We start from the raw sequence: 25,555 nt of genomic DNA, 5'->3' as shown, positions 1-25,555 counted from the left end.
TGTAACCAATGAATGACAGCAACTATTGCCCTCATACTCCCCAGGAAATCCAGGAAATGCTTTCAGTCATCGGGATCAGTAGTATGGAGGAGCTTTTTGCACCGATCCCCTCAGAATTGCGCGCCAAAACTTTCAATATTCCACCCGGGCTTTCGGAATTCGAAACCTACGACAAAATGAAGACCATAGCAGGCGAGAATAGCAGTGACATGGTCAATTTCATCGGCGGAGGTTTTTACGACCACGTCATACCAGCAGTGGTAGACCATCTCTCCGGGCGGGCAGAGTTTTATACGGCCTATACGCCTTATCAACCGGAATGTTCCCAGGGAACGCTCCAGGCGCTCTTTGAATACCAGACCTCAATCTGCCGGTTAACCGGGCTTGATGTTGCCAACGCTTCCCTTTATGACGGAGCCACGGCATGTGCCGAGGCAGCCATGATGGCCCTTCGCATCACCGGCAGGAACAGGATCATTGTGGATGGTTGCGTCAATCCCTTTTCTCGCCAGGTTTTAAAAACCTATCTTTATAATCTTGATGTTGAAATTATCGAGGTTCCACCGCTTGATGGTGTCTTGCACCAGGAGGCATTGAAGTTATTGCTCAATGATGAAGTCGCAGCCGTAGTAGTGCAGAACCCCAATTTTTTTGGCAGCATAGAGGATTTTTCTTCCATTGTTGGTCAGATTCAATCTGTTGGCGCCCTTGTTGTAGCTTCAGTGTATCCCATATCCCTCGGTTTGCTTAAAACTCCAGGTGAAATGGGCATAGACATAGCTGTCGGCGATGGGCAGTGTCTGGGTAACCCCCTCTCTTTTGGTGGTCCATCCTTTGGCTTTATTGCTGCCAAAAAGGCATCCATACGAAATATGCCCGGTCGCATTATTGGTGAGACTGTCGACAAAAAGGGCAGGCGGGGCTATGTACTGACCCTGCAGGCCCGTGAACAGCATATCAAACGGCATAAGGCCACATCCAATATCTGCAGCAATCAGGGGTTGTGCGCTCTTAGAGGACTGATTTTTCTTTCATCTGTTGGAAAGGAAGGTCTGGTGGAAATGGCTCGACTCAACAGGGACAAGGCCGAATATGCCAAGGCTCGGCTTGCCGGAATTGCAGGAGTGAGCGTGCTGCAGACAGCCCCTACTTTCAACGAGTTCACCCTGTTTCTGCCAAAACCGGCCGAAGCGGTCGTTGGTGCCTTGATGAAAAAGGGCATAGTTGCCGGTGTACCATTGAGCAGCTATTTTGCTGATTCTGAAAATGCTCTGGTTGTGACAGTAACTGAAAAGCGTACCAAGAAGGAAATCGATTTGCTTGTAAAGGAACTGGAGGTCGCGCTATGCAGCTGATTTATGAGAAATCCATTCCCGGGCGCCGCGGAATCAAACTGCCGACATCAGATGTTCCAGCTGCCAGCGCATTACCCCAAGCCCTGCTCCGCCAGGAGGCTGCCGGCCTGGCAGAACTTTCTGAACTCGACCTGGTTCGTCACTTTACTAATCTGTCCCGCCGCAATTTCTCGGTAGATACCAACTTCTACCCACTCGGTTCCTGCACCATGAAGTACAACGCCAAGGTGCTGGAAAATTCTGCGGCCCTGTTTGCACCGTTTCATCCAATGACAGCGCTTCTTCCGGGAGGTGAAGAATTCTGTCAAGGCACTTTGGGGATGCTCTATGACCTGGGGCAGATGCTGTCGGATATTACCGGTATGGATGAGGTCACCACACAGCCTTTGGCCGGTGCCCACGGAGAAATGACCGGCATTCTTCTGATCGCAGCATATCACGCTGCCAAAGGCAATAAATCCAAAAAGAAATATGTGGTTGTACCGGACTCATCCCATGGGACAAATCCGGCCTCGGCGGCAATTGCCGGCTATGAGATTATTACTGTTCCTACAGCGCCCTATGGGGACATGGACCTTGAGTTATTCAAGAAAGCCATGAATGATGAGGTGGCTGCGGTCATGATGACATGCCCAAATACTCTGGGCTTATTTAATCCTCACATCAAAGAAATCAGTGATATTGCACATTCCCACGATGCCCTTATGTATTACGATGGTGCCAACCTGAATGCCATCATGGGCAAGGTAAAGCCGGGTGATGTTGGTTTTGACGTGGTGCATGTCAATCTTCACAAAACTTTTGGTACCCCTCATGGCGGAGGGGGACCAGGTGCCGGGCCGGTAGGAGTAAAAGAGGTTCTTATTCCTTTTCTACCGCAACCGCGAATCGTGATGGAGGATGACGGCAAGCTGATGCTTGAAAATTCCAACCCTTGCACCATTGGGCGGACAGCCGGATTTTTCGGCAATTTTGGTGTCATGGCTAAAGCCTATGCATATATCATCATGCTTGGTCGGGAGGGGTTGATTCAGGTGTCTGAGCAGGCGGTATTAAATGCGAATTATATCAAAGAAAGGCTCAAGCCTTACTATGATCTGCCTTACGATATGACCTGCATGCATGAATGTGTTTTTTCTGCCTCACGACAGCTTAAACATGGGGTACATGCCATTGATATTGCAAAGTACCTTATAGATCGTGGTTATCACCCGCCAACAGTGTATTTCCCAATGATAGTCAAAGATGCAATCATGATTGAGCCGACCGAAACCGAAAGCAAAGTGACCATGGATGAATTCATCGAGGTCATGATTGAGGCGGCAAAGACTGCTGAAGATAATCCCCAGGCACTTCTGGATGCCCCTCTGACCATGCCGATTTCACGTTTGGATGAAACAAAGGCGGCCCGCGAGCAGAATGTCTGCTGTCAGTGGTGACCGAAATCAATGACTTGTCAATTGAGCAAAATTATCCCTAGGAATCAATTAATTGATGCTCATAAATCCCGTGCTAATCTGTCGATTGTCTTATCCTATTAACCACAATACGATGTCATAAACAAAATCCCCGCTACAAGCGATAATTTATCGCTTGTAGCGGGGATTTGTCAGCATTCTGATGTTGGGTACTGACTTGGCCTGATCAATTTCATGGTGGGCGCTACTGGGATTGAACCAGTGACCCCTGCCGTGTGAAGGCAGTGCTCTCCCGCTGAGCTAAGCGCCCATGTGCTGAATTGAATACCAGACAAAGCTGACTTCTGTCAAGCCTTCCCACTATTTTTCAGATTTTAAAATAAACCGGATAAATTTAGTCCGTTAATTCAGTGGCTTTTGTCAAGTTGAATTGTATTTTGTATACTGTTTAACTTGACGGGTGGAAGGAATGATGGCAGTATTTGTGGGAAAATTTTGATGTAATGTTCGTTAGGTACGCCATTTGATTATGGCTGTATACATCTGAAAGAGGAGGAATAATGAAACGTCTATTGCTGTCACCCCTGAGAGGACTCTTGCTGTCTGTTGCGATGACATGTTTGTTGTCTGTCGTAGCTTTCGGCGCTGAGCCGGCCAAGCCCAAAGTTGCTTTGAGCAATGCGGATTGTGTCAAGTGCCACTCTGCCCCCCCTGCCGATATTGAGGCAAACGGTGGAGCACATAAGACCAATGTTACATGCCAAGATTGCCATGTTGGCCATCCCCCCGCAGTAAAGAAAAATGTCATTCCCCAGTGCAGCATGTGCCACAGCGACAAGCCTCACTAAAAACTGCCTAACTGTCTGCGTTGCCACAACAATCCTCACACACCCAAGATTATCAAGCTTGCCAACAACATTACTGACGAATGCCTTACCTGCCATACTCCGCAGATCGTCAAACTGAAACAGGTCCCGAGTAAACACACCAAGCTGGCCTGCAGCTTCTGCCACAATGTTCACGGCAAGATTCCGCAGTGTACCCAGTGCCATAAGCCTCACAGTGCCGACATGGGTGCCGCTGACTGCAAGCGCTGTCACCAGGCTCATATGCCTACAGCAGTTACCTACGCTTCCGATACTTCAAACAAAATGTGTGCTTCTTGCCACAAGAAAGCCTATGACCTGCTTGCTGCCAGCGACGCCAAACACAAGGCCGTTGCCTGCGTAACCTGTCATAAGGAAAAACACAAGATGGTACCGACCTGCCAGAGCTGCCACGGCACTCCGCATCCGGCCGGAATGCTTGCCAAGTTTGCCAAGTGCGGCGATTGCCACAACATCGCTCACAATCTGAACCACTGGGATGCTGCCCAGAAGGGGACTGCAGCAACAGCAGCACCACATGCCAAAAAGGCAACCAAAAAAAAGTAATGCACTGAACGTGCAGCTATGAATAAAAGGGCCGGTGAATTGTTATTCACCGGCCCTTTAACGTTTATGTTACGTCCTGCCTGATGACCGTCGCGAATGCCACTCCTCCTTTGACAATCAGACCAAATTAAGTCATAGTTCTCCACCAGCATTTAGCCAGCAAACGGAGAATCAATGCAGTCCCGCGCCATCAACCCCCACAAAAATGAAGATGATTTTACCTATGATGCTACCCTCCGTCCCCGCGCTCTGGAGGAGTACATCGGCCAGGAGAAAATCAAAGGTAACCTGGGATTGTTCATTGATGCAGCCAAGGGGAGGGGAGAATCACTCGACCATGTCCTCCTGTATGGTCCCCCTGGTCTTGGCAAAACGACACTTGCCAATATCATTGCCTGTGAGATGGGAGTCAGCATCAAGTCAACCTCTGGTCCGGTTATAGAGCGTCCTGGTGATCTGGCAGCCATTCTTACCAATCTGGAACCACATGATGTTCTTTTCATTGATGAGATCCATCGCCTCTCCCATGTTGTGGAAGAAATTCTTTATCCTGCGATGGAGGATTTTCAGCTCGATATCATCATCGGTCAGGGCCCCAGTGCCCGTTCCATCAAGCTCGACCTGCCCCATTTTACTCTTGTGGGAGCCACTACCCGGGCCGGTCTTCTTTCTTCGCCCCTTCGAGACCGCTTCGGGGTTATCTCCCGGCTTGAATTTTATACCTGCGAGGAACTGGCCACCATTATCACACGTTCTTCCCGTATTCTTGGGATAGGAATCGAACCACAGGGTGCCGAAGAACTTGCCCGCCGCAGTCGCGGTACCCCACGAATTGCAAACCGTCTTTTGCGCAGGGTACGTGACTTTGCCCAGGTGAGAGCAGAAGGCGTCATTACTCGCAGTGTCGTGCAGAATACTCTTAAACTACTGGAAATTGACGAGATGGGTTTCGACCACATGGATTGCAGGATTCTTCTGACCATTATTGATAAATTCGGTGGCGGGCCGGTTGGACTCGATACTATCGCTGCTGCAATCAGCGAGGAGAGCGATACCATTGAGGATGTCTACGAGCCTTATCTGATACAGAACGGATTTTTAAATCGCACACCTCGCGGCAGAGTAGCCACTCTCGCCGCCTATCAGCACTTTGGACGCATTGCACCCCAAGGTGCTCAGGCCAACCTGTTTTGATCATGCAGCAGATTCTCGATTTCCCCAAAACATCCATCTGCACTTTTGATAGCTTTATTGTCTGTGACGGTAGTGCTGCTGCACTTCAGTTTGCCCGCCGCGTCGCTGATCCGGGTGATGCTGACAACCTGCTCTATCTTTACGGTCCTTCCGGTTCCGGAAAAAGCCATTTGCTGAAAGCTATCGGCCAGGCATTGGTTGCAGCCGGATCTGGTCCTGTACCCATACTGTCATGTTCCGATGTGTTGACAGTTGATGATTTTTTCAAGCAACCCCTGGATGTTGCAGCACTGATGGTGGATGATTTGCATCTTCTTCGTGATGATCCAGCTCTGCGCGCGGGTTTATGGCAGTTATTCAATGATTTCTATTCCTCCGGTCGTATACTGGCGCTGGCCGGACTACATCATCCCCGTGAATTGCCCCTGCTTGATGATCATCTTGTTTCGCGTCTGCTGTGGGGTCTGATTGCCCGAGTTGATGCTTCTGATGATACCTCCCGCCGCATGATTCTTAAGAAAATAGCTGATGACCGTCAGGTCAGGGTTCCCGATGATGTGGTTGATTATGTCCTCATGACTACCAGTAGGGAAGTTGGTGATTTAATTGAGTCATTCGAAGCACTCTACCGGCTCTCCATTTCCAAAAAAAGAAAAATTACCGTTTCGCTAGCTCGGGAAGCGAATGAATTGAACATGAATGTGGGGCTGGAATGAGTCCCTACCGGAATCGTCTTAAAACACCTGAAGAGATTGAATTAGGGCGCAAACGGGACCAACTTACCCTGGTACAAAGGCAAGTGGCCGAGTCGGAGCGGATCTTTGTTGAGCTCAAGTCCGACATACGTCAGTTTGAACAGGTTTATGAGCAGGTTCTTGGCGTGAAAATTCATGAGCTGGAGGAGCTGGAATGGCAGCTGAAGGGACTGCTTGGAATTGAAGATCCAGTTGATGGTAATGCTTCGTCGGTATATGAGGAAACCTTCGCTCAGTTTAGCCATCGCACCGATCTTTTGGACGACGATCTGGACAGCACTCAGAACACTCCCCAGATGAACCTTAAAAAGCTTTACCGAGAAGTGGCTAAAACAATCCATCCTGACCTTTCCGCAGATGAAGATGAACGTTTCAGAAGGCAAGAGCTTATGGCAATGGCGAACCATGCCTATGAGAATGGAGATCGTAGGGTGCTGGAGGGTATCCTGTGTGATTGGGAACAAGGGCCTGAGCTTGTTTCAGGAGTTGATGTTGCCATGGAGTTGGTACGGATTATTCGTTTGATTGCTCGGGCTGAGCAGGATATTCATGCTTTTGCTCAGCAGGTCGAGGAGCTGAAGGAAACAGATATTTTCCATTTTAAGGTACGCGTTGATGAGGCCATGGTCGATGGGATTGATTTGATGGCTGAAATGGCTGCTAGAGTTGATTTGGATATTTCTAGAACTCGCAGGCGATTGGCAGTGCTGCAGGGAGATCATGCAGGAAATCTGCATGGAAATACTCCTGAAACGCGGCTGATACGCTTTCCCTCAGAGGCATGCGGCGTTCTTTATGAGCGTAGCAGTGACTCAGTCGATTTTCGGGACTGGAAACGTCTGGGCACCGCCCGAGGGGTGCGGGAAGTTTTTCTGGATAAAGCAATCCGACTGGATGTCAAGGGTGACATGGCAATGAAACTCGGTTTTCTTGACGCTTTGCTACCAGAGGATCTCCAGGCTTTATTCCTGCATGGTGTGGACGATACTGCTCTGGTGCATTTGCAAAAGCTCACTGGCTTGCGAGAACTCTACCTCTCCAATACCTTAATCAGCGACAACGGAATACGTCAGCTGCTGGGGTTGCATGGCCTGCGCCGCCTTTACGTCTACCATACAGCCATTGGTGATGCTGCGTTGTTCAACCTTGCCGAAATGAAGGGATTGAAATGGCTCACTTGCAGCGGTACCAACATAACTGATGATGGGTTGAGTCGTTTTCGTCAAATGCTTTCGACATGTAAAGCGGCCAACTTTGAGTGGCGTCATGGAAAATGAACTCCAATAACTTCTTGCTAGCTGCCTTCCTTGCAAAACATCAGCCCTGATACATACTAAATACCAACTTGTTAAATAAATTACGATCAAGCAGGGGTGTTTATGGTTGGTTCGCATTTTAATTTAACGGTGAATCATCTCAAGTGTCTGTTTTTTTGTGTTTCTATCCCGTTCTGCTTTGGTTCCCCTTGCCTCGCTGCAAACATTTATCTTTCCTCCATCAAACTTCCTCCCGGTTTTTCCATCGAAGTTTTCTCACGGGACGTTCCTGGAGCCCGTTCCATGGCTCTTGGACAAAAGGGCACTTTATTTATAGGCACCAGGGACCAAGGAAAGGTTTATGCCATTGCAGCAGGGCAAACTGGTAAAAAGAGTTCGAGAGTGACTACCATTGCCAGCGGGTTGAACATGCCAAATGGTGTTGCTTTTCGTAATGGCTCACTTTATGTGGCTGAGAACAGCAGAGTGCTGCGCTTCGACAACATTGAAAGTCATCTGGAGAATCCACCTCAACCTGTTGTAGTCAATGATACCTTTCCATCCGAAACAAATCATGGCTGGAAATTCATCAGGTTCGGACCGGACGGCAAACTCTACGTGCCTGTTGGTGCCCCGTGTAATATCTGTGAGAAACAGGATCAGCGATATGCCTCTATTATGCGCATGAATCCGGATGGAAAAGAACTGCAGGTATTTGCCAAGGGCATACGTAACAGCGTTGGGTTTGATTGGCATCCCCAGACTGGTGAACTCTGGTTCACAGACAATGGACGTGACCGCCTTGGGGATAACAAGCCCCCCGATGAACTGAATCGCGCATCCGGCCCTGGTCTTCATTTCGGATTTCCGTACTGGCATGGCCGCAACATACCTGACCCGGAATTTGGAATGGGACACAAAGCTGAGGAATTTACTCTTCCGGAAATGGAGCTGGGTCCCCACGTTGCATCGTTGGGGATGCGCTTCTATACGGGAAAAATGTTTCCGAAACAGTACCAAGATCAGATTTTTATAGCTGAACATGGTTCCTGGAACAGGAGTGAGCCACTCGGTTATCGATTGACCCTGGTCAGGCTCAAGGGGGGACGGGCTGAGTCATATGAGGTATTCGCCGAGGGATGGCTTCAGAAGGGAACAGCTTGGGGACGTCCAGTGGATCTGCAGGTAATGCCTGACGGTAGTTTGTTGATATCAGACGACAAATCAGGTGCCATTTATCGGCTCAGCTACCGCAAAAAATAGTGTCGGCACCAGGGATTTTAAGAAAGCTGCAGAGTAGAGCGTGCTTCTAAAAGTACCTGTCTTACATCATAGCTGCTGCGGCAAATAAGAACTGCTTCGGCAAGCCGCTGACATTCCTCCAGAGGATTGGCGCGGATCGCCTGTTTTACCAGGGGAATGCTTGGCGCTGAAAGGCTGAACTCCCTGATGCCCATTCCAAGCAGCAGCAATGCGTTGAGGGGATCAGCTGCCATCTCACCACAGATAGAAACTTTTTTTCCGGCCTGGGCGGCGGCGTCGGCAACCCTTTTGATCGAGTGTAGCACCGCCGGGTGGTGCGGATCGTAATATTGCTTAACTCTTTGGTTATTTCGGTCGGCCGCCAAGGTGTACTGGATCAGGTCATTGGTGCCGATGCTGACATAGTCTACCTCCTCCAGAAGGAAATCCACAATCTGGACGGCTGCAGGAATTTCAATCATGATGCCGAGTGGAACATTCTGAAGTGTATCATGTCCACTTTGATGCAACTCTTTGCTGACTTCCGCCAGAATGAATCGAATTTGCCTGATTTCATCCACTGAAGAAATCAGCGGAAACATGATTGTGGGATGTCCAGCCGGAGAGGCAAGCAGAATGCCTGCTAGCTGTTCACGAAAAATATCCTCCCGCTCCAGAGAGAAGCGGATGGAGCGCCACCCTAGAAAGGGATTGTCTTCGTGGGGAAACGGGAAATATGGCAGACCTTTGTCACCACCGATGTCAAGTGTCCGTATATTAACTGTCTGATTGGGAAAACCTTCCAGAACTTTGCGGTATAGGGCAGCCTGCTCATTTCGATTTGGAAAGGCGGTCCTTGTCATATAAGGAAATTCGGTACGGTATAGTCCTACACCCTCCGCACCGTGGAGATTGGCTACCCGAATATCCGATAGAAGGCCGATGTTGGCATTCAACGTTATTCTGCTCCCGTCGCTGGTGACTGCCGGCAGATCACGGAGCCCTTCCATCTCTTTCAGACGGACTGCATGATCCCGCTCCAATCTTTCATACTCTTGTCTTACTACTTCGTCAGGGTTGAGGTACACGTAACCGGAACTGCCGTCAACAATCATCTCGTCTCTGACATTGGCCGCGGCAATAAGTCCTTTAACCCCCAGCACAGCTGGAATGCCAAGGGACTTTGCCATAATCGCCGCATGGCAGTAGATGTTGCCTTTCTCAGTAACAATAGCCAGGATTTTATCGTGATCAAGCAATGCCAAATCTGAAGGGAAAATTTCTTCAGCCACAATGATGCGATGTTCTCTGAGTTTGAGAGGAGCATTGTCATTCCCTTCAAGTACATCAATGATGCGGCGACCGATATCCTCCATGTCAGCCGAACGCTCCCGCAGGTAGGGATCTTCCATTGCTCCAAAAGCTTGAACATAGTGGTGAACAACATCATGGACAGCTCGGGTTGCTCCAACTCCCTGCTCAATAAGATCAGAAATTTTGGTTATAAAGCTTCTGTCTTCAAGGATCATCAGGTGGGTATGGAAAATGGCGGCATCATCTTCAGAAAGCGTTTCTCCAACGCGCTTTTCCATGTATAAAGTCTGGATTTTAGCCTTTTCCAATGCCAGGGTGAATTTACGTTGCTCTTCAGCTTTCGTTCCAACTCTGGCCACTTTAATGACCTTATCGCTGAAACGATCGAGAATGTAGACTTTGCCCCGGCAAAAACCTGTTGATACCGATGTGCCTGACAATGTACGGATACCAGCAGTGGAATTGCTTGTTCTGTTGGTTGAAAGGTCATGATGAGAAGAGCCATTTTTAACCTTGGCCAGTTCCTGCTCAAACCAGGCGCGCTCCTGTTCCTTGTTCTGAATAGAATCCAGCAGACGTGCGCTGTGAACAATGCTGCTTATCTGGAAGGTGATGGTACGCAAGGTGCTAATTTCAGCATCATTGAAGCGCCGCGGATCACGGGTCTGGATGACAATGACTCCGATAGGATTTTTGCGTTCCAACAGTGGCAGGCCAAGAAAGGAAAGAAATTTTTCTTCGCGTGTCTCTTTGAAGTATTTGTAGCGCGGATGGGCAGGTGCATTGTCAGTCATTACCATACCGCGGCTTTCTACTACCAGTCCCGAAAGGCCTTCATGAACCTTCATGGAGGTGCGATTGATCGATGCTTTTGAAAGACCTTTTGTGGCCTTAAGAATCAGCGTCTCTCCATCCTTTTCCAAAAGGTAAATGGAACAGACATCTGTTCTCATTCTCTTTGCTACAATCGTGACAATATTATCCAACGTCTCTTGAAGATCATGGGAGTGAAGGATGATTGAACTGATATCTTCTAGTGTGCGTAGACCCATGGAATGGTAATTCGCTTTCATTTACGATCCCGATTTTAATTTTTGAAAAGTATAGTGTACATTTTTTAAGATGTAAAAGGTTTTGGGGGATATCGCTGGAAAAGCCAAGCTGTGTCTGATATCTTTCCTGTACAAAGGCGTGGGGGGTTAATATGGTAGATAAAGTGCTTGATGCAATGCTGGTTAAAGGGAACGAATTGCTGGAGGCAGGTAAGGTGAGAGAAGCGATAGTTGTTTTGGAAAAGTATTGGGAAGAGCATCGCGACGATGCCGAGGCCTGTTTTTGTCTGGGAGATGCGTTGGCAGATGATAATCGGCTTGATGAAGCCATTGCGCGCTATAAAGATGGCTTGAAAATCGCCCCTGAAGATGTTGACGCATATACAACCATGGGAGATCTATTGTTCGAGGCAGGTAAGCACAATGAGGCCATTTTCAGCTATAGCCGCGCACATGAGCTTGATCCTGAGGATGGAGATGCACTAGTCAGCATCGGGCTTGTTTACGGCAATCTTGAACGAAGTGATGAGGCAATCAGGTCATTTAGGCAGGCGTTGGAACTTGATGCAGAGAATGTATTCGCATGGAATGCCCTTGGGGACGCTCTATATTCGAAAGGTGATGTTGAGGGTGCGGTTGGGGCCTTCCGTAAAGGGGTAGAGATAGATCCAGATGATCCGGCTGCACATTTTAATCTTGGTGAGTTGTACTATGATATGGATGAACTGGAAGAGGCTGAGGACGAATGCAGTGAGGCGGTCAGGTTAGATCCAACTTTCAGTATGGCCTATCTTACACTTGGCAGTATCTGTATGGACCAGGAGCATCTTCAGGATGCGGTGAAATATTACGAGAAGTATCTTAAATATGAAAAATCTTCGCAGGCAGCGGAAATGATTGCAGAAGTTAAAGCTGTCATTGAAGGTTTGAAAGAAGAACTAAAAGCTTAGGTGGCTGTGACATTACCAAAACAGAAAAGCCGGCTTTTGCCGGCTTTTCTGTTAGCAGATGTAAAAAACTTACTTTCTTACGAAATCAGGACGGGCAAAAGAATATTCGAAATGCATGTGATCGGTGTATGTGCCATTTAATATGGCAACCACATCTTCAGTAAAAACAAGTTCTTCATCTGTAGGAATCACATACACTTTGACCGGTGAATCATCGGTAGTGATTAAGGTTTCCCGTTTACGAGTCATGGCTCCTTTATTGCGCTCGCGATCAAGCTTGATACCGATATGCTCTAAGCCTTCGATAGCTTTTTCCCTGATTGCCGCGCCCATTTCGCCCACGCCGGCAGTAAATACCACAGCGTCCAGTTTGCCGACAGCAGCCATATAAGAACCAATATATTTCTTCAACCTGTATGCTTCTATCTCTAGTGATAATTGGCAGCGTTTATCGCCCGATAACGCATTTTCAATAACATCACGCCGGTCTGTAAACCGACCTGTAATACCGATAACACCACTCTTTTTGTTAAGGATGCTGTCTATTTCTTTTGCCGAAAGATTTTCCTTCTGCATCATAAAGGCAGGGATAGCTGGATCTATATCGCCACAACGGGTTCCCATTACAGCACCCTCAAGAGGGGTCAATCCCATGGTTGTATCGACTGATTTCCCGTTTTTGATGGCGCAATGGGAGACCCCATTACCTATATGCATAGTGACTATATTGCAATCTGTAGCTTTTTTGCCCAACAGGACAGCTGCTCGTTTGGATACGTAGAGGTGTGAGGTGCCATGAAAACCATAACGACGCACCTGATGTTTTTCGTACCACTCATAAGGGAGAGGATAGATGTAAGCATGTTCAGGCATGGTTTGATGAAAGGCGGTATCGAAGATTGCAATGTGCGGTACATGCGGCATGAGCGCCTGTGCAGCCTCAATGCCTTCAATATTGGGCGGGTTGTGTAACGGCGCAAGGTGCTGAACCTCTTTCACAGCGTCAAGAACATTGTCATTGATAAGGACGGAGCAGGTAAACTTTTCTCCTCCGTGCACAACCCTGTGGCCCACAGCCGAAATTTCATCAACGCTTTTGATGACACCATGTCCAGGATCAGTAACGGTCCTGATTAACAGATCTATGGCAGCCTGGTGATTAGGACAATCATGTTCATGGTGATAGGTCTCATGCCCGGGTACTTCATGCATTATAAAAGAATCACCAATAATGACCCTTTCAACCATACCTTTAGCCACAACCACCTTTTTTTCCCAATCGAAAAGCTGATACTTGACTGATGAACTACCACAGTTCAATGCCATTATAATCATGGGGCCTCCTGTAAAATAAACAGAGATTTATTTACAATTTCAATAAAAAATCATCACCTAAACTAAAACAACCGGCTGAAATAAAACTATTTTTTGTTTTATACAATAGAGTATACCTTAATTCAATACATTTTGTAAAACGGCTTGCTGCTTGTCTTATTCTTGTATGGACTTTGAAAATCAGGTGTGATAAATAAAAAAAGAGTTTTCCTTGTGAAAACCAATTTTAGAAGGAGGTGAAACCGTGTCCCATTCCATTACTGACGAATGCACAAACTGCGCGGCATGTGAAGATTCATGTCCGGTAAACGCTATCAGCGAACAGGGTAGCAAGCGTGTAATTGACGCTGATACCTGTATTGACTGCGGCGCCTGCGTGGATACCTGTCCCGTGTCTGCAATCCATGCCTAATAAGGCGTTGTGATGCACGCATTACAAAAAAAGCCCGTCTATTAGACGGGCTTTTTTTGTAATATTTTTATGTTTATCGGCGTAACAACCATAATACAAACGAAAGCAGCAGTGAAATCAGAATGCAAGTGCCAATGGGAAAATAGAAACTGAAATTTTCTTTTTTAATGTAAATATCTCCCGGCAGCTTGCCTATCCAGGGAATACGTGGTCCCAGGGAAATAATGAGGCCAACTACTACAAGCACCACGCCAATGGTGACAAGAGAGCGTCCAAGGCCATTCATAATTTAGGTGCCTTGGGAGTGGAATAATATCGTTCCTTTTCGCTGTAAACACAACCGCAATACTGCTGCCGGTAGAGCTGTATTTCCTTGGACAGTCTGATCCCCTCCTGCCAGCCTGGACGGAAATCCTGGTAGAAAAACACAATTCCATATTCCTGTGCTATCTGCTCTCCAAGTCTTCTTATTTCATCGTGGCGCTGATATCTGCTGTAAAGCAGTGAGCTGGTAAAGGCTTCGAAACCATGTTCAACTGCAGCTGCCGCTGCCATGCGCAGTCGGGAAGAATAACAATAGCTGCACCGTTCGGACGGTTTGGCTGCCACACTAGTCAGGAAAGCTTCCAGGTCATAGTCGTCCTTGATGATCATGTGCAGTTTTTCATGTTCAGCCATTTGTTTAACAGCTTCGAGGCGACGTAGGTACTCCTGCGCCGGGTGAATATTGTGGTTGTAGAAGAAACCAGTAACGTCGTGCCCTGAAGTGCGCAAAACATGCAACGGATAAATGCTGCATGGCCCGCAACAGGTATGCATCAGTATCTTCATTTATAGGTTCTCCAACATGTGCCCCAGCTTGTCCCGTTTTGTTTTCAGATACCCCTTGTTGCTTTGAGTGGCTATCGCTTCAATGGCAACACGCTCAACTACATCAATGCCGTATCCCTGAAGGCCTATCAGCTTTTTGGGATTGTTAGTAAGGAGGCGCATTTTTCGAACCCCGAGAGAACTGAGAATTTGAGCGCCAATACCATAGTCGCGAAGATCTGCTTTGAATCCAAGCTCCAGATTCGCTTCCACCGTATCCCGCCCCTTGTCCTGTAGCTCATATGCCTTTAGCTTATTGATCAAGCCAATACCGCGCCCTTCCTGGCGCATATAGAGAATAACTCCCCGACCCTCCCGATCAATCATAGCCATGGCACGATGCAGCTGCTCGCCGCAGTCGCAGCGCTGGCTGCCAAGGACGTCTCCTGTCAGACACTCGGAATGAACCCGTACTAGAACCGGTTCGTCTCCGCTGATATCCCCTTTTATCAGTGCTAAATGATCCTGTTTGTCGACATCATTTTCAAAGGCAATGGCCCGCCAGTCACCGCCATAACGTGAAGGGAGGTGGGCATCTGCTACTACGCGCACCAATCGTTCATTTTTAAGACGGTAGGCAACAAGATCAGCAATTGTGCAGATCTTGATGCCATGCTCCTGTGCAAAAACTTTGAGTTCCGGCATGCGTGACATGGTGCCGTCATCGTTCATAATCTCACAGATCACACCTGCTGGTTTACGTCCCGCCAAGCGCGCAAGATCTACAGAACCCTCCGTTTGTCCTGTCCTAACCAGAACACCACCTGTTTTGGCGCGTAATGGGAAAATGTGTCCCGGACTTACAAGATCCTGGGGGCCCGCATCGTCTGCAACAGCAGTAAGTATGGTGTGAGAACGATCGGCGGCGGAAATGCCTGTAGTGACACCGTGCTTGGCTTCGATGGAAACGGTAAAGGCAGTCTCAAAAGGGGAGGTGTTGTCCCTTACCATCGGTCTTAACACGAGTTGATCGCATTTCTCGGGAGTCAAAGTCAGGCAGATTAGTCCACGACCGTATCGGGCCATGAAGTTAATCGCTTCAGGGGTTGCAGCATCGGCGGCCATGGTCAGGTCACCCTCGTTTTCTCGGTCCTCATCGTCCACGAGAATGATCATTTTACCTTGGCGAATATCCTCAATCGCTTCTTCTATGCTTGCTACCGACATGATCTTCCTTTCCGTTTTAACTTTGACTTGTGATGCTATAAAAATCCGTTTTCGGCTAGTGTCTGGATGCTAAGTCCACCACCTGACTTCCAAGGTTGCACTAATTGCTCTACGTATTTTCCGATTATATCAGTTTCAATGTTTACCGACTGGCCAGTTGTGACAGTTGCAAGGGTAGTGCATGAAAAGGTATGCGGAATGATGTTGACGGAGAAACTCTCGGTGGAAACAGTGTTGACGGTCAGACTGATTCCGTCAATAGCGACGGATCCTTTCGTCACCAGATAACGTAATGATGAAGCGGGCAGGCTAAATTCGAGAATCCTGTTGCCGGAAACCGTCTGCAGTCGGGAAAGTTGGCCAATGCAATCAATATGACCGGTAACAATGTGGCCCCCCATGCGGTCTCCCAATCGTAAAGCTCGTTCCAGATTTACCCGGCTTCCACTTCCAAGAGTGCCAAGGGTAGTTCCGGCGAGAGATTCTGGTGAAACATCGAACGTGAGAATGGAACTGGTTTTGCCCGTCACGGTCAAGCAGGCACCATTAACTGCAACTGAATCCCCAAGCGCGATTTCTGCAAGGGGGAGGGTGGTTTCAACCCGTAAAATGCCTGCGCCAGCACGTCGCTCGAAGGCAGATATCCTGCCGATGTCTTCGATCAGGCCTGTAAACATGGCTGCTCCGGCCGTGCTGTGATTATAATGTCGGGTCCTGCTTTCTGTACGGAGACGTCGGTAAAAATCAATGCCTTATCCATGCTGCTGATTCCCGTAATGGCCAGTGGTGAGAATCCGTCGCTGCCAATCACCTTGGGTGCATAAAAGAAGATACACTCGTCTATCAACCCCTGTTTCAAGGCTTCACCTGCCACTCGACTGCCACCTTCCAGCAGGATTGACTGAATATTCCTTTCTCCCAGCTGCTTTAACATGTCTTCCATATCCACTTTACCGTTCCTCTCTCTACAAACCAGGATGGAAACGCCTCGCTGGAGATAGCGGAGGTGGACCCGAGGATTCTGTTCTGTGGTGGCAATAATGGTTTTTTGTGCAAGTGACTCGCTCAACACATTAACGCTTTCCGGAGTACGCAGCGTGCTGTCAACTATTATGCGCCACGGATTTTTACCTCTGACGTGTCGAACAGTTAATTGGGGGTCATCGGCAATAATGGTGTCAACACCTACCATGACACCATCACAGCGGGAGCGCAGGCGGTGGACAAACCGGCGTGATTCTGCTCCCGATATCCAGCGGGATTCTCCGGTGAAAGTGGCGATTTTGCCATCCAGTGTCATGGCACATTTGTAAATTACATAAGGTAAACCAGTTGTGACATGCTTGATGAATGCCAAATTGAGAGCACGAGCTTCATCTTCCATCAAACCGCATTCAGTGATAATTCCAGCTTTTTCAAGAGCTCGAAACCCATTGCCATTTACCTTGGAATTTGGATCCGCCATTGCGGCGAAGACTCGCTTGACTCCGGCAGCTATGAGGGCCTCACTGCACGGAGGCGTTTTGCCGCTGTGGCAGCAAGGTTCTAATGTTACATACACATCTGCATTTCGTGCTGCTGTGCCGGCCATTTCAAGGGCAAATATTTCTGCGTGGGGGCCACCGGCTTTTTTATGCCATCCCTCACCGATGACAACCCCATCCTTGACGATCACACATCCCACTGCAGGATTGGGAGATGTTTTCCCCATTCCTTTGCGGGCGAGGGAAAGGGCACGCTTCATATGCTTTAAATCTGGTATGGACATTCTTCTTTTCCTATGAAAATAAAAACAGGCGGGCTCTCTATTTTTTCAACAAATCCTGTAACTCCTGCATGAACTCATTGATGTCTCTGAAAGAACGATAGACCGATGCGAACCTAACATAGGCGACTTCATCCATGTTGTGCAGTTCTTTCATGAGCCACTCACCAATAAGTGTGGTGGAAATCTCTTTTTCTGTTGATTCCTGCAATCTTGTTTCAAGTCGATCAACCATCCGCTCGATCTCTTCCACCGAGATTGGTCTTTTTTCGCAAGCCTTTTTTATTCCGGCAATGATCTTCATGCGATCAAAAGGTTCGCGGCGACCATCTTTCTTGCAGACCTGTGGCAACATTTCTTCTATGCGTTCATGTGTAGTAAAGCGTTTTGCGCACTGTTCGCATTCCCGCCGTCGACGAATTGCTGTGCCCCCTTTGTCGGGGCGAGAGTCCACAACTTTGCTGTCTGGATTGCCGCAGAACGGACATTTCATGGCGTTGCGCCTTTCTTATCAGCTGAGAAGTGGATTACTTCTATTGAGGCTTCGTTGATCATTTCACGGGCCAGCTCATCGGCGTATCCTTCGCCGTACACTACTTTGGTTATTCCGGCGTTGATGATCATTTTTGAGCAGATTATGCACGGCATGGTAGTGCAATAGAGGGTTGCGCCATTTATATTCGTGCCATGTTTGGCTGCCTGAATGATTGCATTCTGTTCAGCGTGCAATCCCCTGCAGAGTTCGTGTCGTTCACCGGAAGGAACATTGAGACGTTCACGCAGACATCCGGTGCTGTTACAGTGGGTGATTCCGGAAGGGACACCGTTATAACCGGTCGCGAGGATATTACGCTCCTTGACAAGCACAGCACCAACCTGCCTGCGAAGGCATGAGGAGCGGGTGGCTACCAGGTGTGTTATATCCATGAAATACTGGTCCCATGATGGACGTTGCATATCTGTTTCTCCAGATAGAATAATTGGATAAACTACCTCAATATCTACATTAGGTCAACTCATATGCTGGTCTTAAACATTGCACCTCTGTGCCGTCAAAATACTCAATGATAAGGATCTCTTTCAATCAATTCAATCCATGCTGCAGGCCCTGTGCAGAAGTACTGATCTGTTCATCAAAGAGAATAGATTTTTTCTTTTTTAATCCTTATGTTGGTCATGTTAATATGCCGAAAATCCTTTACATGGTTTCCAACTCTTGCAGGGAGTACTTTTAAATGGACACAGTAATTGCTCAAACAACGGTTTCTGGTGTGTGCGATGCCTCTCCAGCGGGTAAGGAATACAAAAAGCTGGGTTACAGTTTTTACGTCTGGATATCTGAAGATAATCTTGAATGTCGGTGCAGTTATGTGCCCAGGGAGCAGGGCAGCATGATGACCCGCGACGATTTGATGAATTATCTGGCCCTGTCCAGCGTAAGGGAAGGTATTCTTCAAGAGGTGATTGATGCTTTTGCGGTTATGGCAGCGGCTGGTAAGACTTTGAGCATGGTCACGGTTGCAGTTGGCACGCCGCCGATTGCTGGCCAGGATGGGTGGCTGTCATATAAGGTCAGCCCGTCGATAGTCGTTGTGCATGATATTGATGAAACCGCAGACATCGACTTTCATAATGTGCAGTCATTTATGAACATTACTCCCGGAGAGGAAATAGGGACTATTATTTCTCCTGAGCCGGGCACCGCTGGAAAAAATGTCCTTGGCCAGGTAATTCCGCCGCAACCAGGCAAACCGCTGAATTTAAAAATAGGACAATACATTCGTGTTTGCGGTGAGAATGGTAATGTGCTGCTGGCTGAAGCTGCGGGTCGCATATGTATGATTTCTGGGGAAATCTCTATAGCAGAGGAGTACATAGTCTCCGGAGATGTTGATTTTAGAGTCGGATCTATAATCTTCAACGGATTCGTTGAAGTTCGTGGAGATATATTGGATGGTTTTAATGTGTATGCAGCTAAAGGATTGAGGGTTAACGGCAATATCGGTGCCTGTATCATTAAAAGCGATGGAGATGTCTCGTTGTGCGGGATGGATGGGCAGGAGAAGGGTACCATCACCTGTGGTGGCTCCATTAAAGCCAACTTCTTGCATGATTGTGCTGTGGAATGTGCTGGCGATGTTATGGCTGATTTTGAAATTCATAACTGTCATATTCAATCCCTGGGCAGGATTATTGTTAACAAAGGAGCTATTGCCGGGGGAAGTTGTACTGCCTTAGGAGGGATAGAAACAAAAAAAGCCGGTTCTGCTTCATCAATCAAAACAATACTTCGAGCGGGTATTGATTACCGAACTCTGGCTGAATTTTCCTGCCTTTTGAAAGATCTTGAGAAGAACAGCGAACAAACCAAGCAAGCCGGCTCTTTTCAAGATATGGAAATTCTTCGTAAAGAAAGAGCACAACTGTCGGATAGACTCATGGCACTCAAGAAGTATACTGATGAGAGATCCAATCCAAAAGTCAACGTAAAAGCAATGATGTATGATAATACATATTTGTGCCTCAGCTTAGAGGGGAAGCAGAAGCTTGACGAACGAAAAGGACCTTTTACGGCAATTGAGGATACCATTGAGGGTGGGTTGCGATTCCTTTCCATGACCTGTTTGGATGTTAAAGCAGTAGATATCGAACGTGCATTTGTGAAGGAATACAACTTCAGACGGAAAGTGATCCTGCCTCAGTAAGAACATGTTCAAGAAATACACTTTTTAGGAGAAGATGCTATGAAAACAAAGAAAGTCCTGGCTGGTGTTGTGTTGATTTTGCTGTTTCTTCCATTGATGGCTGCTGCCGCTACCGCTCCTCCTCTACCTAAAAAATATACCACCTGGCAAAAAAGCCAGCGTAAGGTAGTGACTGATAAAAGTTCTCTTTTTTACGGAATCCACTACATGTATGCTGATTCTAAGGCTATGCAGGGGTACCGAGCCGGCAACCGTTTTGTCGAAGGAAGTACAATTGTTGTTGAGTTTTTTAATATCAAAGAAAATGCTTCCGTCGATGGTCCTAAAAATATGGTTGTGATGATGCGTAAGGATAAGAAGAAGCAGGAAACTGGAGGGTGGTTATTTGCCGGATATGGTGCGGACGGAAAGCCAAGTGGCCTGGATCCAGTAACCACCTGCTTTGGATGTCATCAAAAGGATGCAAGTCAACGTCAATTTGTAATATCCACCATTGATGATTACAAAAAATAAAAAACAGCAGATGCTTTTAACTTTGGCTCCTTTTACACAAGGCACCGCAATTCTAGTGACTAAGTTAACAGCACATTTGAATGAATATGTCGTACAGGACGTGCCGTGTTAGGAAACACCATGGAAACTCCACAGGAGAACTTTTTTCTTGGCCGTCAGCCGATTCTAGACCGCAACCAGGAAATCGTAGGGTTTGAGCTGCTGTTCCGGTCGGCTGACATTGATCATGCTGATTTTGAAAGCTATTCCCACGCTAGTGCCAGCGTTATTACCAATGCGCTGTCAACTTTCGGTATTCATGAGCTTTTGGGGGGCAAATTTGGTTTTATCAATATCCATCTCAATCTGCTTTTGTCTGAGGTACTGGAACTGCTTCCGCTGGAACATACCGTTCTTGAACTGCTTGAAGTTATTGAGCTGGACCAGGAGGTTGTCGAGCGTTGCCGGGAGCTGAAAAAACTTGGATTTCAGCTCGCCTTGGACGATCACATCTACAATCCCGACCATGTCGAAATTTATAAAATTGTAGATATTGTCAAGATAGATATCCTTCAGACCGATGCCGCACAACTGCCGACGATTGTTAAAGAATTAAGGCGGTGGCCGGTAAAGATCCTCGCTGAGAAGGTCGAGACAGTTGAACAATTTCAAAACTGTTTCTCGATGGGATTCGATCTTTTTCAGGGTTATTTTTTTGCACGGCCAGTTGTGCTTAATAAACGTCGTATTGATGTGTCAGGCATTGCAATGCTAAAACTTCTGCAGCAACTATCCGTAGAAGCCAGTTTCACTGAAATAGAACAGACCTTTAAAGAAAATCCGGGTCTTTCCTATAACCTGCTGCGCCTGGTTAATTCCGTAGCGCTGGGGATACGGGAGAAGATTAAGACACTGCGGCATGCCATTGTAATCCTGGGAATGAATCACCTGCGACGTTGGGTTCAGCTTTCCTTATTCGCAGGTAATGATACCCGTGGAATTAACAACCCCTTGCTGGAAATGGCGGCGGTTCGTGGAATATTGATGGAGTTGCTGGTTGTACAGAAAGGTCTCTCCAATGAACAGGCCGAAGAGGCCTTTATGACCGGCATCCTTTCTCTATTGGACGTGCTTTTTGAAATGGAGATGAGCGAGATTGTTCAGAGTCTTAATCTGACCGATGATGTCAGCAATGCGCTGCTCGACCGGCAGGGCCAGCTTGGGTGTCTGTTAAATCTTGTAGAACGTATCGAACTGACTGATTTTGACGCCGTCAAGCCACTGCTCAGTCAGTGCGGGATCACTCTTGATCAGTTATTTAGTGCACAGCTGGAGGCATTCAACTGGCGCGCAACTATAATGGAAGATTGATATGAACAGCTGGGCCATGTCCCCTTGACACCCTCAACCTTTTGATGTAGCCTTACACGTCCTACCATAGGACACCAAAATTCGTTGCTTCAACGCCTTTTTTCACAGGTACTTTCCACATGAACATCACTGCAGTCATTCCAGCACGCTACGCTTCCATGCGTTTTCCGGGCAAGGCTTTGGCCGAAATAGGCGGAAAGCCGATGATTCAGCATGTATATGAACGTACAGCATGTGCATCGCTGGTTAGTACCGTCATTGTTGCTACGGATGATGAACGAATTCAGCATGCGGTGAAAGCCTTTGGCGGAAAATGCTGCATGACACGGGTTGGTCATGAAACCGGCACGGATCGTCTGGCTGAAGTTGCTGCTGGACTTGATACCGACATCATAGTTAATGTCCAAGGTGACGAGCCCCTGATTGTGCCGGCAATGGTTGATCAGGCCATCAGGCCGTTACTGGATGATTCAACCCTGCGTATGGGGACACTCAAGACGCGCATTAAGTGTCTGCATGACTTCCTCAGCCCTAATGTAGTCAAAGTTGTAACCGATCGAGATTCAAATGCCTTGTACTTTTCCCGATCTCCGCTCCCATTTTTCAGGGACAAATGGCAGGATCTTAAGGACGAGTCATTTGCAAGCGGTAAACTCCTCTGCTACAAACATGTCGGTCTGTATGTTTATCGGCGTGATTTTCTTATTGAATTTGCCGCCATGGCCCCGACATTTCTGGAAACCTCCGAGAAACTGGAGCAGCTGCGTGCAGTCGAGAATGGAGTTCGTATTCGTGTAGTTGAGACCGAATTCGAATCTATCGGCGTAGATACGCCCGATGATCTGGCCAAAGCCAGAGAGCGCTTCAAACACTTACCTTAACCACGATTTACCCTCCCGACAGGAGCAGTCAGCAATGAAAACAAAATTTATCTTCATCACCGGCGGAGTTGTGTCCTCCATCGGCAAAGGACTTGCGGCCGCATCTCTGGGCGCTTTACTGGAAGCACGTGGCCTGCGTGTTACCATGCAGAAACTTGACCCTTACATCAATGTCGATCCCGGAACCATGTCTCCATTTCAGCATGGTGAAGTTTTTGTCACCGATGACGGGGCCGAGACCGACCTCGATCTAGGCCATTATGAGCGATATACCAGTGCAAAGCTTTCCAAGAAAAGCAATTTTACCACTGGCCAGGTCTATTTTTCCGTAATTGAAAAGGAACGTCGCGGCGATTATTTGGGGGGGACCGTTCAGGTCATTCCTCATATCACTGATGAGATGAAGTCAAAAATTATCGAGAATGCCAAGGGTGCGGACGTGGCTATCGTCGAGGTAGGTGGCACAGTGGGCGATATCGAGTCGCTTCCTTTTCTTGAAGCCATTCGACAGTTCCGTTTCGATCTCGGACATGGCAACACTTTATATGTGCATGTTACGCTGGTGCCGTACATCCGCACCGCCGGTGAATTAAAAACCAAGCCGACACAACATTCGGTTATGGAACTGCGTAAGATCGGTATTCAGCCCGATATTCTGATTTGTCGCTGTGAACGTGAACTGCCTCAGGAAATGAGGAAGAAGATTTCGCTGTTCTGTAATGTAGAAGAAAAAAATGTCATCCCCTGTGTGGATGCAGAACATATCTATGCAGTGCCGCTGGCGCTGAACAAGGAAAAGCTGGATGAGCAGGTTGTTGAGAAGCTCAATATCTGGACAAAGGCGCCTGACCTGACACATTGGCATGATGTGGTCGAAACGCTGCGTCATCCCGGCCATGGTGAAGTACGCATCGCCGTTGTTGGTAAATACGTAGATCTGACAGAATCCTACAAGTCTCTGGCCGAGGCGCTTACCCATGGTGGTATTGCCAATGACTGCCGGGTGTACCTCAAGTACATCGATTCTGAAAAAATCGAACGGGATGGTATTGACGGACACCTGGACGATGTTGACGGTGTGTTGGTCCCTGGTGGTTTCGGAGAGCGTGGAACCGAAGGAAAGGTCCAGGCAATCGAATTTGCTCGCACTCACAAGATACCTTTCTTTGGTATCTGTCTGGGGATGCAGATGGCGGTGCTGGAATATGCCCGTAATGTCTGCGGCCTGAAGGAAGCTTGCTCCAGCGAGTTCCGCAAGGATGGTGGTGAGCCGGTAATTCACCTGATGGAGGAGCAAAAATCGGTCAGCAAGAAGGGGGGCACCATGCGCTTGGGAGCAAATCCTTGCACTTTGAGCAAAGGGACCCTTGCCCATGATGCTTATAATACGCTGGAAATTTCCGAGCGTCATCGTCACCGTTATGAATTCAATAATGCCTACCGTGATATTCTTACCAGTAACGGTCTGGTTCTGTCGGGTATTTACAAGGATAAAGATCTGGTCGAGGTTGTTGAAATTCCCGATCACCCCTGGTTCCTTGGTTGCCAATTTCATCCCGAGTTCAAATCAAAGCCGCTGGTTCCACATCCTCTTTTCAAAAATTTTGTCGGTGCCGCTCTTGTCCACCGCAATACGAGGTAATTCGTGACCCGTGAAATAGTAATAGGAAATGTGAAGATTGGTGCAAACAAACCTTTGGTCCTGATTGCAGGTCCCTGTGTCATTGAGTCGGAAGAGGCTACCCTGCGTCATGCAGAACGTTTGATGACGATATGTAATGGCATCTCAATGCCTCTTATCTTCAAAGCCTCCTATGATAAGGCAAACCGTACTTCTCTGGGCGCCTTTCGTGGCCCGGGCATGGAGGAGGGGCTGCGGATCCTGGCCAAGGTCAAGGAATCTCTCGGACTGCCCGTGATTTCGGACATTCACTCCATTGAACAGGTTGCGCCGGCAGCCGAAGTTCTGGACGTGCTTCAGATTCCTGCTTTTCTCTGTCGTCAGACCGATCTTCTTATAGCTGCCGCCAAAAGTGGAAAAGTTATCAATGTCAAGAAAGGCCAGTTTCTGGCACCGTGGGATATGAAGAACGTTGCCGCAAAGATAGCCGGTACCGGTAATGAAAATATTATTCTCACCGAACGCGGCGTCTCTTTTGGATATAACAACCTCGCCGTGGATATGCGTAGTTTTCCGATTATGCGCTCTACCGGTTATCCGGTTGTTTTTGACGCCACTCATAGTGTGCAGCTTCCTGGTGGCCAGGGAGGAAGTTCGGGAGGCCAGCGTGAATATGTAGAATATCTTTCCCGTGCGGCGGTTGCCACGGGGATTGACGGCATCTTCATGGAAGTTCATGAAAACCCTGATAAAGCGCTCTGCGATGGTCCCAATTCCATAGATCTTGCGGATCTTCCGGCTTTGCTCAAAACTCTTAAATCCATTGATATTCTGGTTAAATAGTTGCGTCACAAAATTCTGAACGAAAAAAGGACCTGCAAGCATGCATGGTCCTTTTTTTGTAGAGCTGTTAAAATATCTAGAGTTGTCTGAGTCCTCTTCCAAATCAGTATTTTGCGAGGAAATA

At 47.8% G+C, this 25,555-nt stretch carries 25 protein-coding genes and 1 tRNA gene; 15 read left to right on the top strand and 11 right to left on the bottom strand.

Going from position 1 to position 25,555, the window contains the following annotated elements; genetic code table 11:
* Window positions 1-8 precede the first annotated feature (8 nt).
* Both gcvPA and gcvPB read left to right on the top strand, forming a co-directional pair.
* Window positions 9-1,355: an aminomethyl-transferring glycine dehydrogenase subunit GcvPA gene (gene gcvPA / locus KJB30_RS08395; RefSeq protein WP_214297955.1), complete on the top strand. Its 1,347-nt coding sequence runs from the start codon at window positions 9-11 to the stop codon at window positions 1,353-1,355.
* A complete protein-coding gene (gene gcvPB, locus KJB30_RS08390) occupies window positions 1,346-2,794 on the top strand; it encodes an aminomethyl-transferring glycine dehydrogenase subunit GcvPB (protein ID WP_214297953.1) in 1,449 nt (482 codons plus the stop codon). The genes gcvPA and gcvPB overlap by 10 nt, the downstream gene beginning before the upstream one ends.
* A 214-nt stretch (window positions 2,795-3,008) precedes the next feature.
* Here the strand turns inward: gcvPB and KJB30_RS08385 are convergent.
* Together KJB30_RS08385 and KJB30_RS18445 are read right to left on the bottom strand one after the other, a co-directional pair.
* Window positions 3,009-3,083: transfer RNA gene (locus KJB30_RS08385), tRNA-Val, on the bottom strand.
* 268 nt (window positions 3,084-3,351) lie between these two features.
* On the bottom strand, window positions 3,352-3,873 hold the full coding sequence (locus KJB30_RS18445; RefSeq protein WP_367618952.1) for a hypothetical protein: 522 nt from the start codon (window positions 3,871-3,873) through the stop codon (window positions 3,352-3,354).
* A gap of 9 nt (window positions 3,874-3,882) precedes the next feature.
* Between KJB30_RS18445 and KJB30_RS18440 the strand changes: the two genes are divergently transcribed.
* The 5 genes from KJB30_RS18440 to KJB30_RS08360 all read left to right on the top strand — a co-directional run bounded on the left by KJB30_RS18440 (window position 3,883) and on the right by KJB30_RS08360 (window position 8,674).
* A complete protein-coding gene (locus KJB30_RS18440) occupies window positions 3,883-4,206 on the top strand; it encodes a hypothetical protein (RefSeq protein WP_367618951.1) in 324 nt (107 codons plus the stop codon).
* A 174-nt stretch (window positions 4,207-4,380) separates the two neighbouring features.
* Window positions 4,381-5,400 (top strand): Holliday junction branch migration DNA helicase RuvB, encoded by a 1,020-nt coding sequence (ruvB, locus tag KJB30_RS08375; RefSeq protein ID WP_214297951.1) that lies wholly within the window; start codon window positions 4,381-4,383, stop codon window positions 5,398-5,400.
* Window positions 5,401-5,402: 2 nt separating this feature from the next.
* Window positions 5,403-6,116 carry a DnaA/Hda family protein gene (locus KJB30_RS08370; protein WP_214297949.1) on the top strand — a complete coding sequence of 238 codons (714 nt, stop codon included), beginning with the start codon at window positions 5,403-5,405 and terminating at the stop codon, window positions 6,114-6,116.
* Window positions 6,113-7,432 carry a J domain-containing protein gene (locus KJB30_RS08365; protein ID WP_214297947.1) on the top strand — a complete coding sequence of 440 codons (1,320 nt, stop codon included), beginning with the start codon at window positions 6,113-6,115 and terminating at the stop codon, window positions 7,430-7,432. Before KJB30_RS08370 ends, KJB30_RS08365 begins: the two co-directional genes overlap by 4 nt.
* A gap of 282 nt (window positions 7,433-7,714) precedes the next feature.
* Window positions 7,715-8,674: a PQQ-dependent sugar dehydrogenase gene (locus KJB30_RS08360; protein WP_246545579.1), complete on the top strand. Its 960-nt coding sequence runs from the start codon at window positions 7,715-7,717 to the stop codon at window positions 8,672-8,674.
* A 17-nt stretch (window positions 8,675-8,691) separates the two neighbouring features.
* On the opposite strand, the gene ptsP is transcribed toward KJB30_RS08360, so the two are convergent.
* Window positions 8,692-11,040, bottom strand: a complete 2,349-nt coding sequence (gene ptsP, locus KJB30_RS08355) for a phosphoenolpyruvate--protein phosphotransferase (RefSeq protein ID WP_214297943.1) — start codon at window positions 11,038-11,040, stop codon at window positions 8,692-8,694.
* 131 nt (window positions 11,041-11,171) lie between these two features.
* Between ptsP and KJB30_RS08350 the strand changes: the two genes are divergently transcribed.
* Window positions 11,172-11,969, top strand: a complete 798-nt coding sequence (locus KJB30_RS08350; protein ID WP_214297941.1) for a tetratricopeptide repeat protein — start codon at window positions 11,172-11,174, stop codon at window positions 11,967-11,969.
* Window positions 11,970-12,038: 69 nt separating this feature from the next.
* Here the strand turns inward: KJB30_RS08350 and KJB30_RS08345 are convergent, their stop codons facing one another.
* Complete coding sequence (locus KJB30_RS08345; RefSeq protein ID WP_214297939.1) at window positions 12,039-13,304, bottom strand: acetate kinase; 1,266 nt, start codon at window positions 13,302-13,304, stop codon at window positions 12,039-12,041.
* Between the two features lie 244 nt (window positions 13,305-13,548).
* Here KJB30_RS08345 and fdxA point away from each other — a divergent pair, with 244 nt between their 5' ends.
* Window positions 13,549-13,716: a 4Fe-4S ferredoxin gene (gene fdxA, locus KJB30_RS08340; protein WP_214297937.1), complete on the top strand. Its 168-nt coding sequence runs from the start codon at window positions 13,549-13,551 to the stop codon at window positions 13,714-13,716.
* A gap of 73 nt (window positions 13,717-13,789) precedes the next feature.
* Here the strand turns inward: fdxA and KJB30_RS08335 are convergent, their stop codons facing one another.
* Genes KJB30_RS08335 through KJB30_RS08305 form a run of 7 tightly spaced genes read right to left on the bottom strand, consistent with a single transcriptional unit; the run spans window position 13,790 to window position 18,475 of the window.
* A complete protein-coding gene (locus tag KJB30_RS08335) occupies window positions 13,790-14,002 on the bottom strand; it encodes a DUF2905 domain-containing protein (RefSeq protein ID WP_214297935.1) in 213 nt (70 codons plus the stop codon).
* Window positions 13,999-14,547 carry an epoxyqueuosine reductase QueH gene (locus tag KJB30_RS08330; RefSeq protein WP_214297933.1) on the bottom strand — a complete coding sequence of 183 codons (549 nt, stop codon included), beginning with the start codon at window positions 14,545-14,547 and terminating at the stop codon, window positions 13,999-14,001. The genes KJB30_RS08335 and KJB30_RS08330 overlap by 4 nt, the downstream gene beginning before the upstream one ends.
* Window positions 14,548-15,753, bottom strand: coding sequence for a bifunctional 3,4-dihydroxy-2-butanone-4-phosphate synthase/GTP cyclohydrolase II (locus KJB30_RS08325; RefSeq protein WP_214297931.1), 1,206 nt, complete (start codon window positions 15,751-15,753; stop codon window positions 14,548-14,550).
* A gap of 35 nt (window positions 15,754-15,788) precedes the next feature.
* Complete coding sequence (locus KJB30_RS08320; protein ID WP_214297929.1) at window positions 15,789-16,430, bottom strand: riboflavin synthase; 642 nt, start codon at window positions 16,428-16,430, stop codon at window positions 15,789-15,791.
* Window positions 16,415-17,521 (bottom strand): bifunctional diaminohydroxyphosphoribosylaminopyrimidine deaminase/5-amino-6-(5-phosphoribosylamino)uracil reductase RibD, encoded by a 1,107-nt coding sequence (gene ribD / locus KJB30_RS08315; RefSeq protein WP_214297927.1) that lies wholly within the window; start codon window positions 17,519-17,521, stop codon window positions 16,415-16,417. Before ribD ends, KJB30_RS08320 begins: the two co-directional genes overlap by 16 nt.
* Before the next feature lie 37 nt (window positions 17,522-17,558).
* Window positions 17,559-18,011, bottom strand: coding sequence for a transcriptional regulator NrdR (gene nrdR, locus KJB30_RS08310; protein ID WP_214297925.1), 453 nt, complete (start codon window positions 18,009-18,011; stop codon window positions 17,559-17,561).
* Window positions 18,008-18,475 (bottom strand): deoxycytidylate deaminase, encoded by a 468-nt coding sequence (locus KJB30_RS08305; RefSeq protein ID WP_214297917.1) that lies wholly within the window; start codon window positions 18,473-18,475, stop codon window positions 18,008-18,010. The genes nrdR and KJB30_RS08305 overlap by 4 nt, the downstream gene beginning before the upstream one ends.
* 278 nt (window positions 18,476-18,753) lie before the next feature.
* Between KJB30_RS08305 and KJB30_RS08300 the strand changes: the two genes are divergently transcribed.
* The 6 genes from KJB30_RS08300 (at window position 18,754) to kdsA (ending at window position 25,431) form a co-directional block, all read left to right on the top strand.
* Window positions 18,754-20,223 (top strand): flagellar assembly protein A, encoded by a 1,470-nt coding sequence (locus KJB30_RS08300; protein ID WP_214297915.1) that lies wholly within the window; start codon window positions 18,754-18,756, stop codon window positions 20,221-20,223.
* A gap of 39 nt (window positions 20,224-20,262) precedes the next feature.
* Complete coding sequence (locus KJB30_RS08295) at window positions 20,263-20,736, top strand: cytochrome P460 family protein (RefSeq protein WP_214297913.1); 474 nt, start codon at window positions 20,263-20,265, stop codon at window positions 20,734-20,736.
* Between the two features lie 120 nt (window positions 20,737-20,856).
* Window positions 20,857-22,086, top strand: coding sequence for an EAL and HDOD domain-containing protein (locus KJB30_RS08290; protein ID WP_214297911.1), 1,230 nt, complete (start codon window positions 20,857-20,859; stop codon window positions 22,084-22,086).
* 119 nt (window positions 22,087-22,205) lie between these two features.
* Window positions 22,206-22,967: a 3-deoxy-manno-octulosonate cytidylyltransferase gene (gene kdsB / locus KJB30_RS08285; RefSeq protein WP_214297909.1), complete on the top strand. Its 762-nt coding sequence runs from the start codon at window positions 22,206-22,208 to the stop codon at window positions 22,965-22,967.
* 34 nt (window positions 22,968-23,001) lie between these two features.
* Complete coding sequence (gene pyrG, locus KJB30_RS08280; RefSeq protein ID WP_214297907.1) at window positions 23,002-24,609, top strand: CTP synthase; 1,608 nt, start codon at window positions 23,002-23,004, stop codon at window positions 24,607-24,609.
* 3 nt (window positions 24,610-24,612) lie between these two features.
* On the top strand, window positions 24,613-25,431 hold the full coding sequence (gene kdsA, locus KJB30_RS08275; protein WP_214297905.1) for a 3-deoxy-8-phosphooctulonate synthase: 819 nt from the start codon (window positions 24,613-24,615) through the stop codon (window positions 25,429-25,431).
* The last annotated feature ends 124 nt before the right edge of the window (window positions 25,432-25,555 follow it).

This window comes from Pelotalea chapellei, assembly GCF_018531195.1.
GTDB classification, from domain to species: domain Bacteria; phylum Desulfobacterota; class Desulfuromonadia; order Geobacterales; family Pseudopelobacteraceae; genus Pelotalea; species Pelotalea chapellei.
This window is presented reverse-complemented; position numbering and strand designations above follow the sequence as displayed.

Excerpts from the sequence above, each read along its gene's own strand:
- KJB30_RS08330 (WP_214297933.1), bottom strand. The coding sequence starts at position 14,547 with ATGAAGATACTGATGCATACCTGTTGCGGGCCATGCAGCATTTATCCG.
- KJB30_RS08345 (WP_214297939.1), bottom strand. The coding sequence starts at position 13,304 with ATGATTATAATGGCATTGAACTGTGGTAGTTCATCAGTCAAGTATCAG.
- KJB30_RS08290 (WP_214297911.1), top strand. The coding sequence starts at position 20,857 with ATGGAAACTCCACAGGAGAACTTTTTTCTTGGCCGTCAGCCGATTCTA.
- KJB30_RS08370 (WP_214297949.1), top strand. The coding sequence starts at position 5,403 with ATGCAGCAGATTCTCGATTTCCCCAAAACATCCATCTGCACTTTTGAT.
- gcvPB (WP_214297953.1), top strand. The coding sequence starts at position 1,346 with ATGCAGCTGATTTATGAGAAATCCATTCCCGGGCGCCGCGGAATCAAA.
- ribD (WP_214297927.1), bottom strand. The coding sequence starts at position 17,521 with ATGTCCATACCAGATTTAAAGCATATGAAGCGTGCCCTTTCCCTCGCC.
- pyrG (WP_214297907.1), top strand. The coding sequence starts at position 23,002 with ATGAAAACAAAATTTATCTTCATCACCGGCGGAGTTGTGTCCTCCATC.
- KJB30_RS08350 (WP_214297941.1), top strand. The coding sequence starts at position 11,172 with ATGGTAGATAAAGTGCTTGATGCAATGCTGGTTAAAGGGAACGAATTG.
- KJB30_RS08360 (WP_246545579.1), top strand. The coding sequence starts at position 7,715 with ATGGCTCTTGGACAAAAGGGCACTTTATTTATAGGCACCAGGGACCAA.
- KJB30_RS18440 (WP_367618951.1), top strand. The coding sequence starts at position 3,883 with ATGCCTACAGCAGTTACCTACGCTTCCGATACTTCAAACAAAATGTGT.
- nrdR (WP_214297925.1), bottom strand. The coding sequence starts at position 18,011 with ATGAAATGTCCGTTCTGCGGCAATCCAGACAGCAAAGTTGTGGACTCT.
- gcvPA (WP_214297955.1), top strand. The coding sequence starts at position 9 with ATGAATGACAGCAACTATTGCCCTCATACTCCCCAGGAAATCCAGGAA.
- KJB30_RS08300 (WP_214297915.1), top strand. The coding sequence starts at position 18,754 with ATGGACACAGTAATTGCTCAAACAACGGTTTCTGGTGTGTGCGATGCC.
- KJB30_RS08305 (WP_214297917.1), bottom strand. The coding sequence starts at position 18,475 with ATGCAACGTCCATCATGGGACCAGTATTTCATGGATATAACACACCTG.
- KJB30_RS08325 (WP_214297931.1), bottom strand. The coding sequence starts at position 15,753 with ATGTCGGTAGCAAGCATAGAAGAAGCGATTGAGGATATTCGCCAAGGT.
- ptsP (WP_214297943.1), bottom strand. The coding sequence starts at position 11,040 with ATGAAAGCGAATTACCATTCCATGGGTCTACGCACACTAGAAGATATC.
- KJB30_RS08365 (WP_214297947.1), top strand. The coding sequence starts at position 6,113 with ATGAGTCCCTACCGGAATCGTCTTAAAACACCTGAAGAGATTGAATTA.
- KJB30_RS08335 (WP_214297935.1), bottom strand. The coding sequence starts at position 14,002 with ATGAATGGCCTTGGACGCTCTCTTGTCACCATTGGCGTGGTGCTTGTA.
- KJB30_RS08320 (WP_214297929.1), bottom strand. The coding sequence starts at position 16,430 with ATGTTTACAGGCCTGATCGAAGACATCGGCAGGATATCTGCCTTCGAG.
- kdsB (WP_214297909.1), top strand. The coding sequence starts at position 22,206 with ATGAACATCACTGCAGTCATTCCAGCACGCTACGCTTCCATGCGTTTT.
- KJB30_RS08295 (WP_214297913.1), top strand. The coding sequence starts at position 20,263 with ATGAAAACAAAGAAAGTCCTGGCTGGTGTTGTGTTGATTTTGCTGTTT.
- ruvB (WP_214297951.1), top strand. The coding sequence starts at position 4,381 with ATGCAGTCCCGCGCCATCAACCCCCACAAAAATGAAGATGATTTTACC.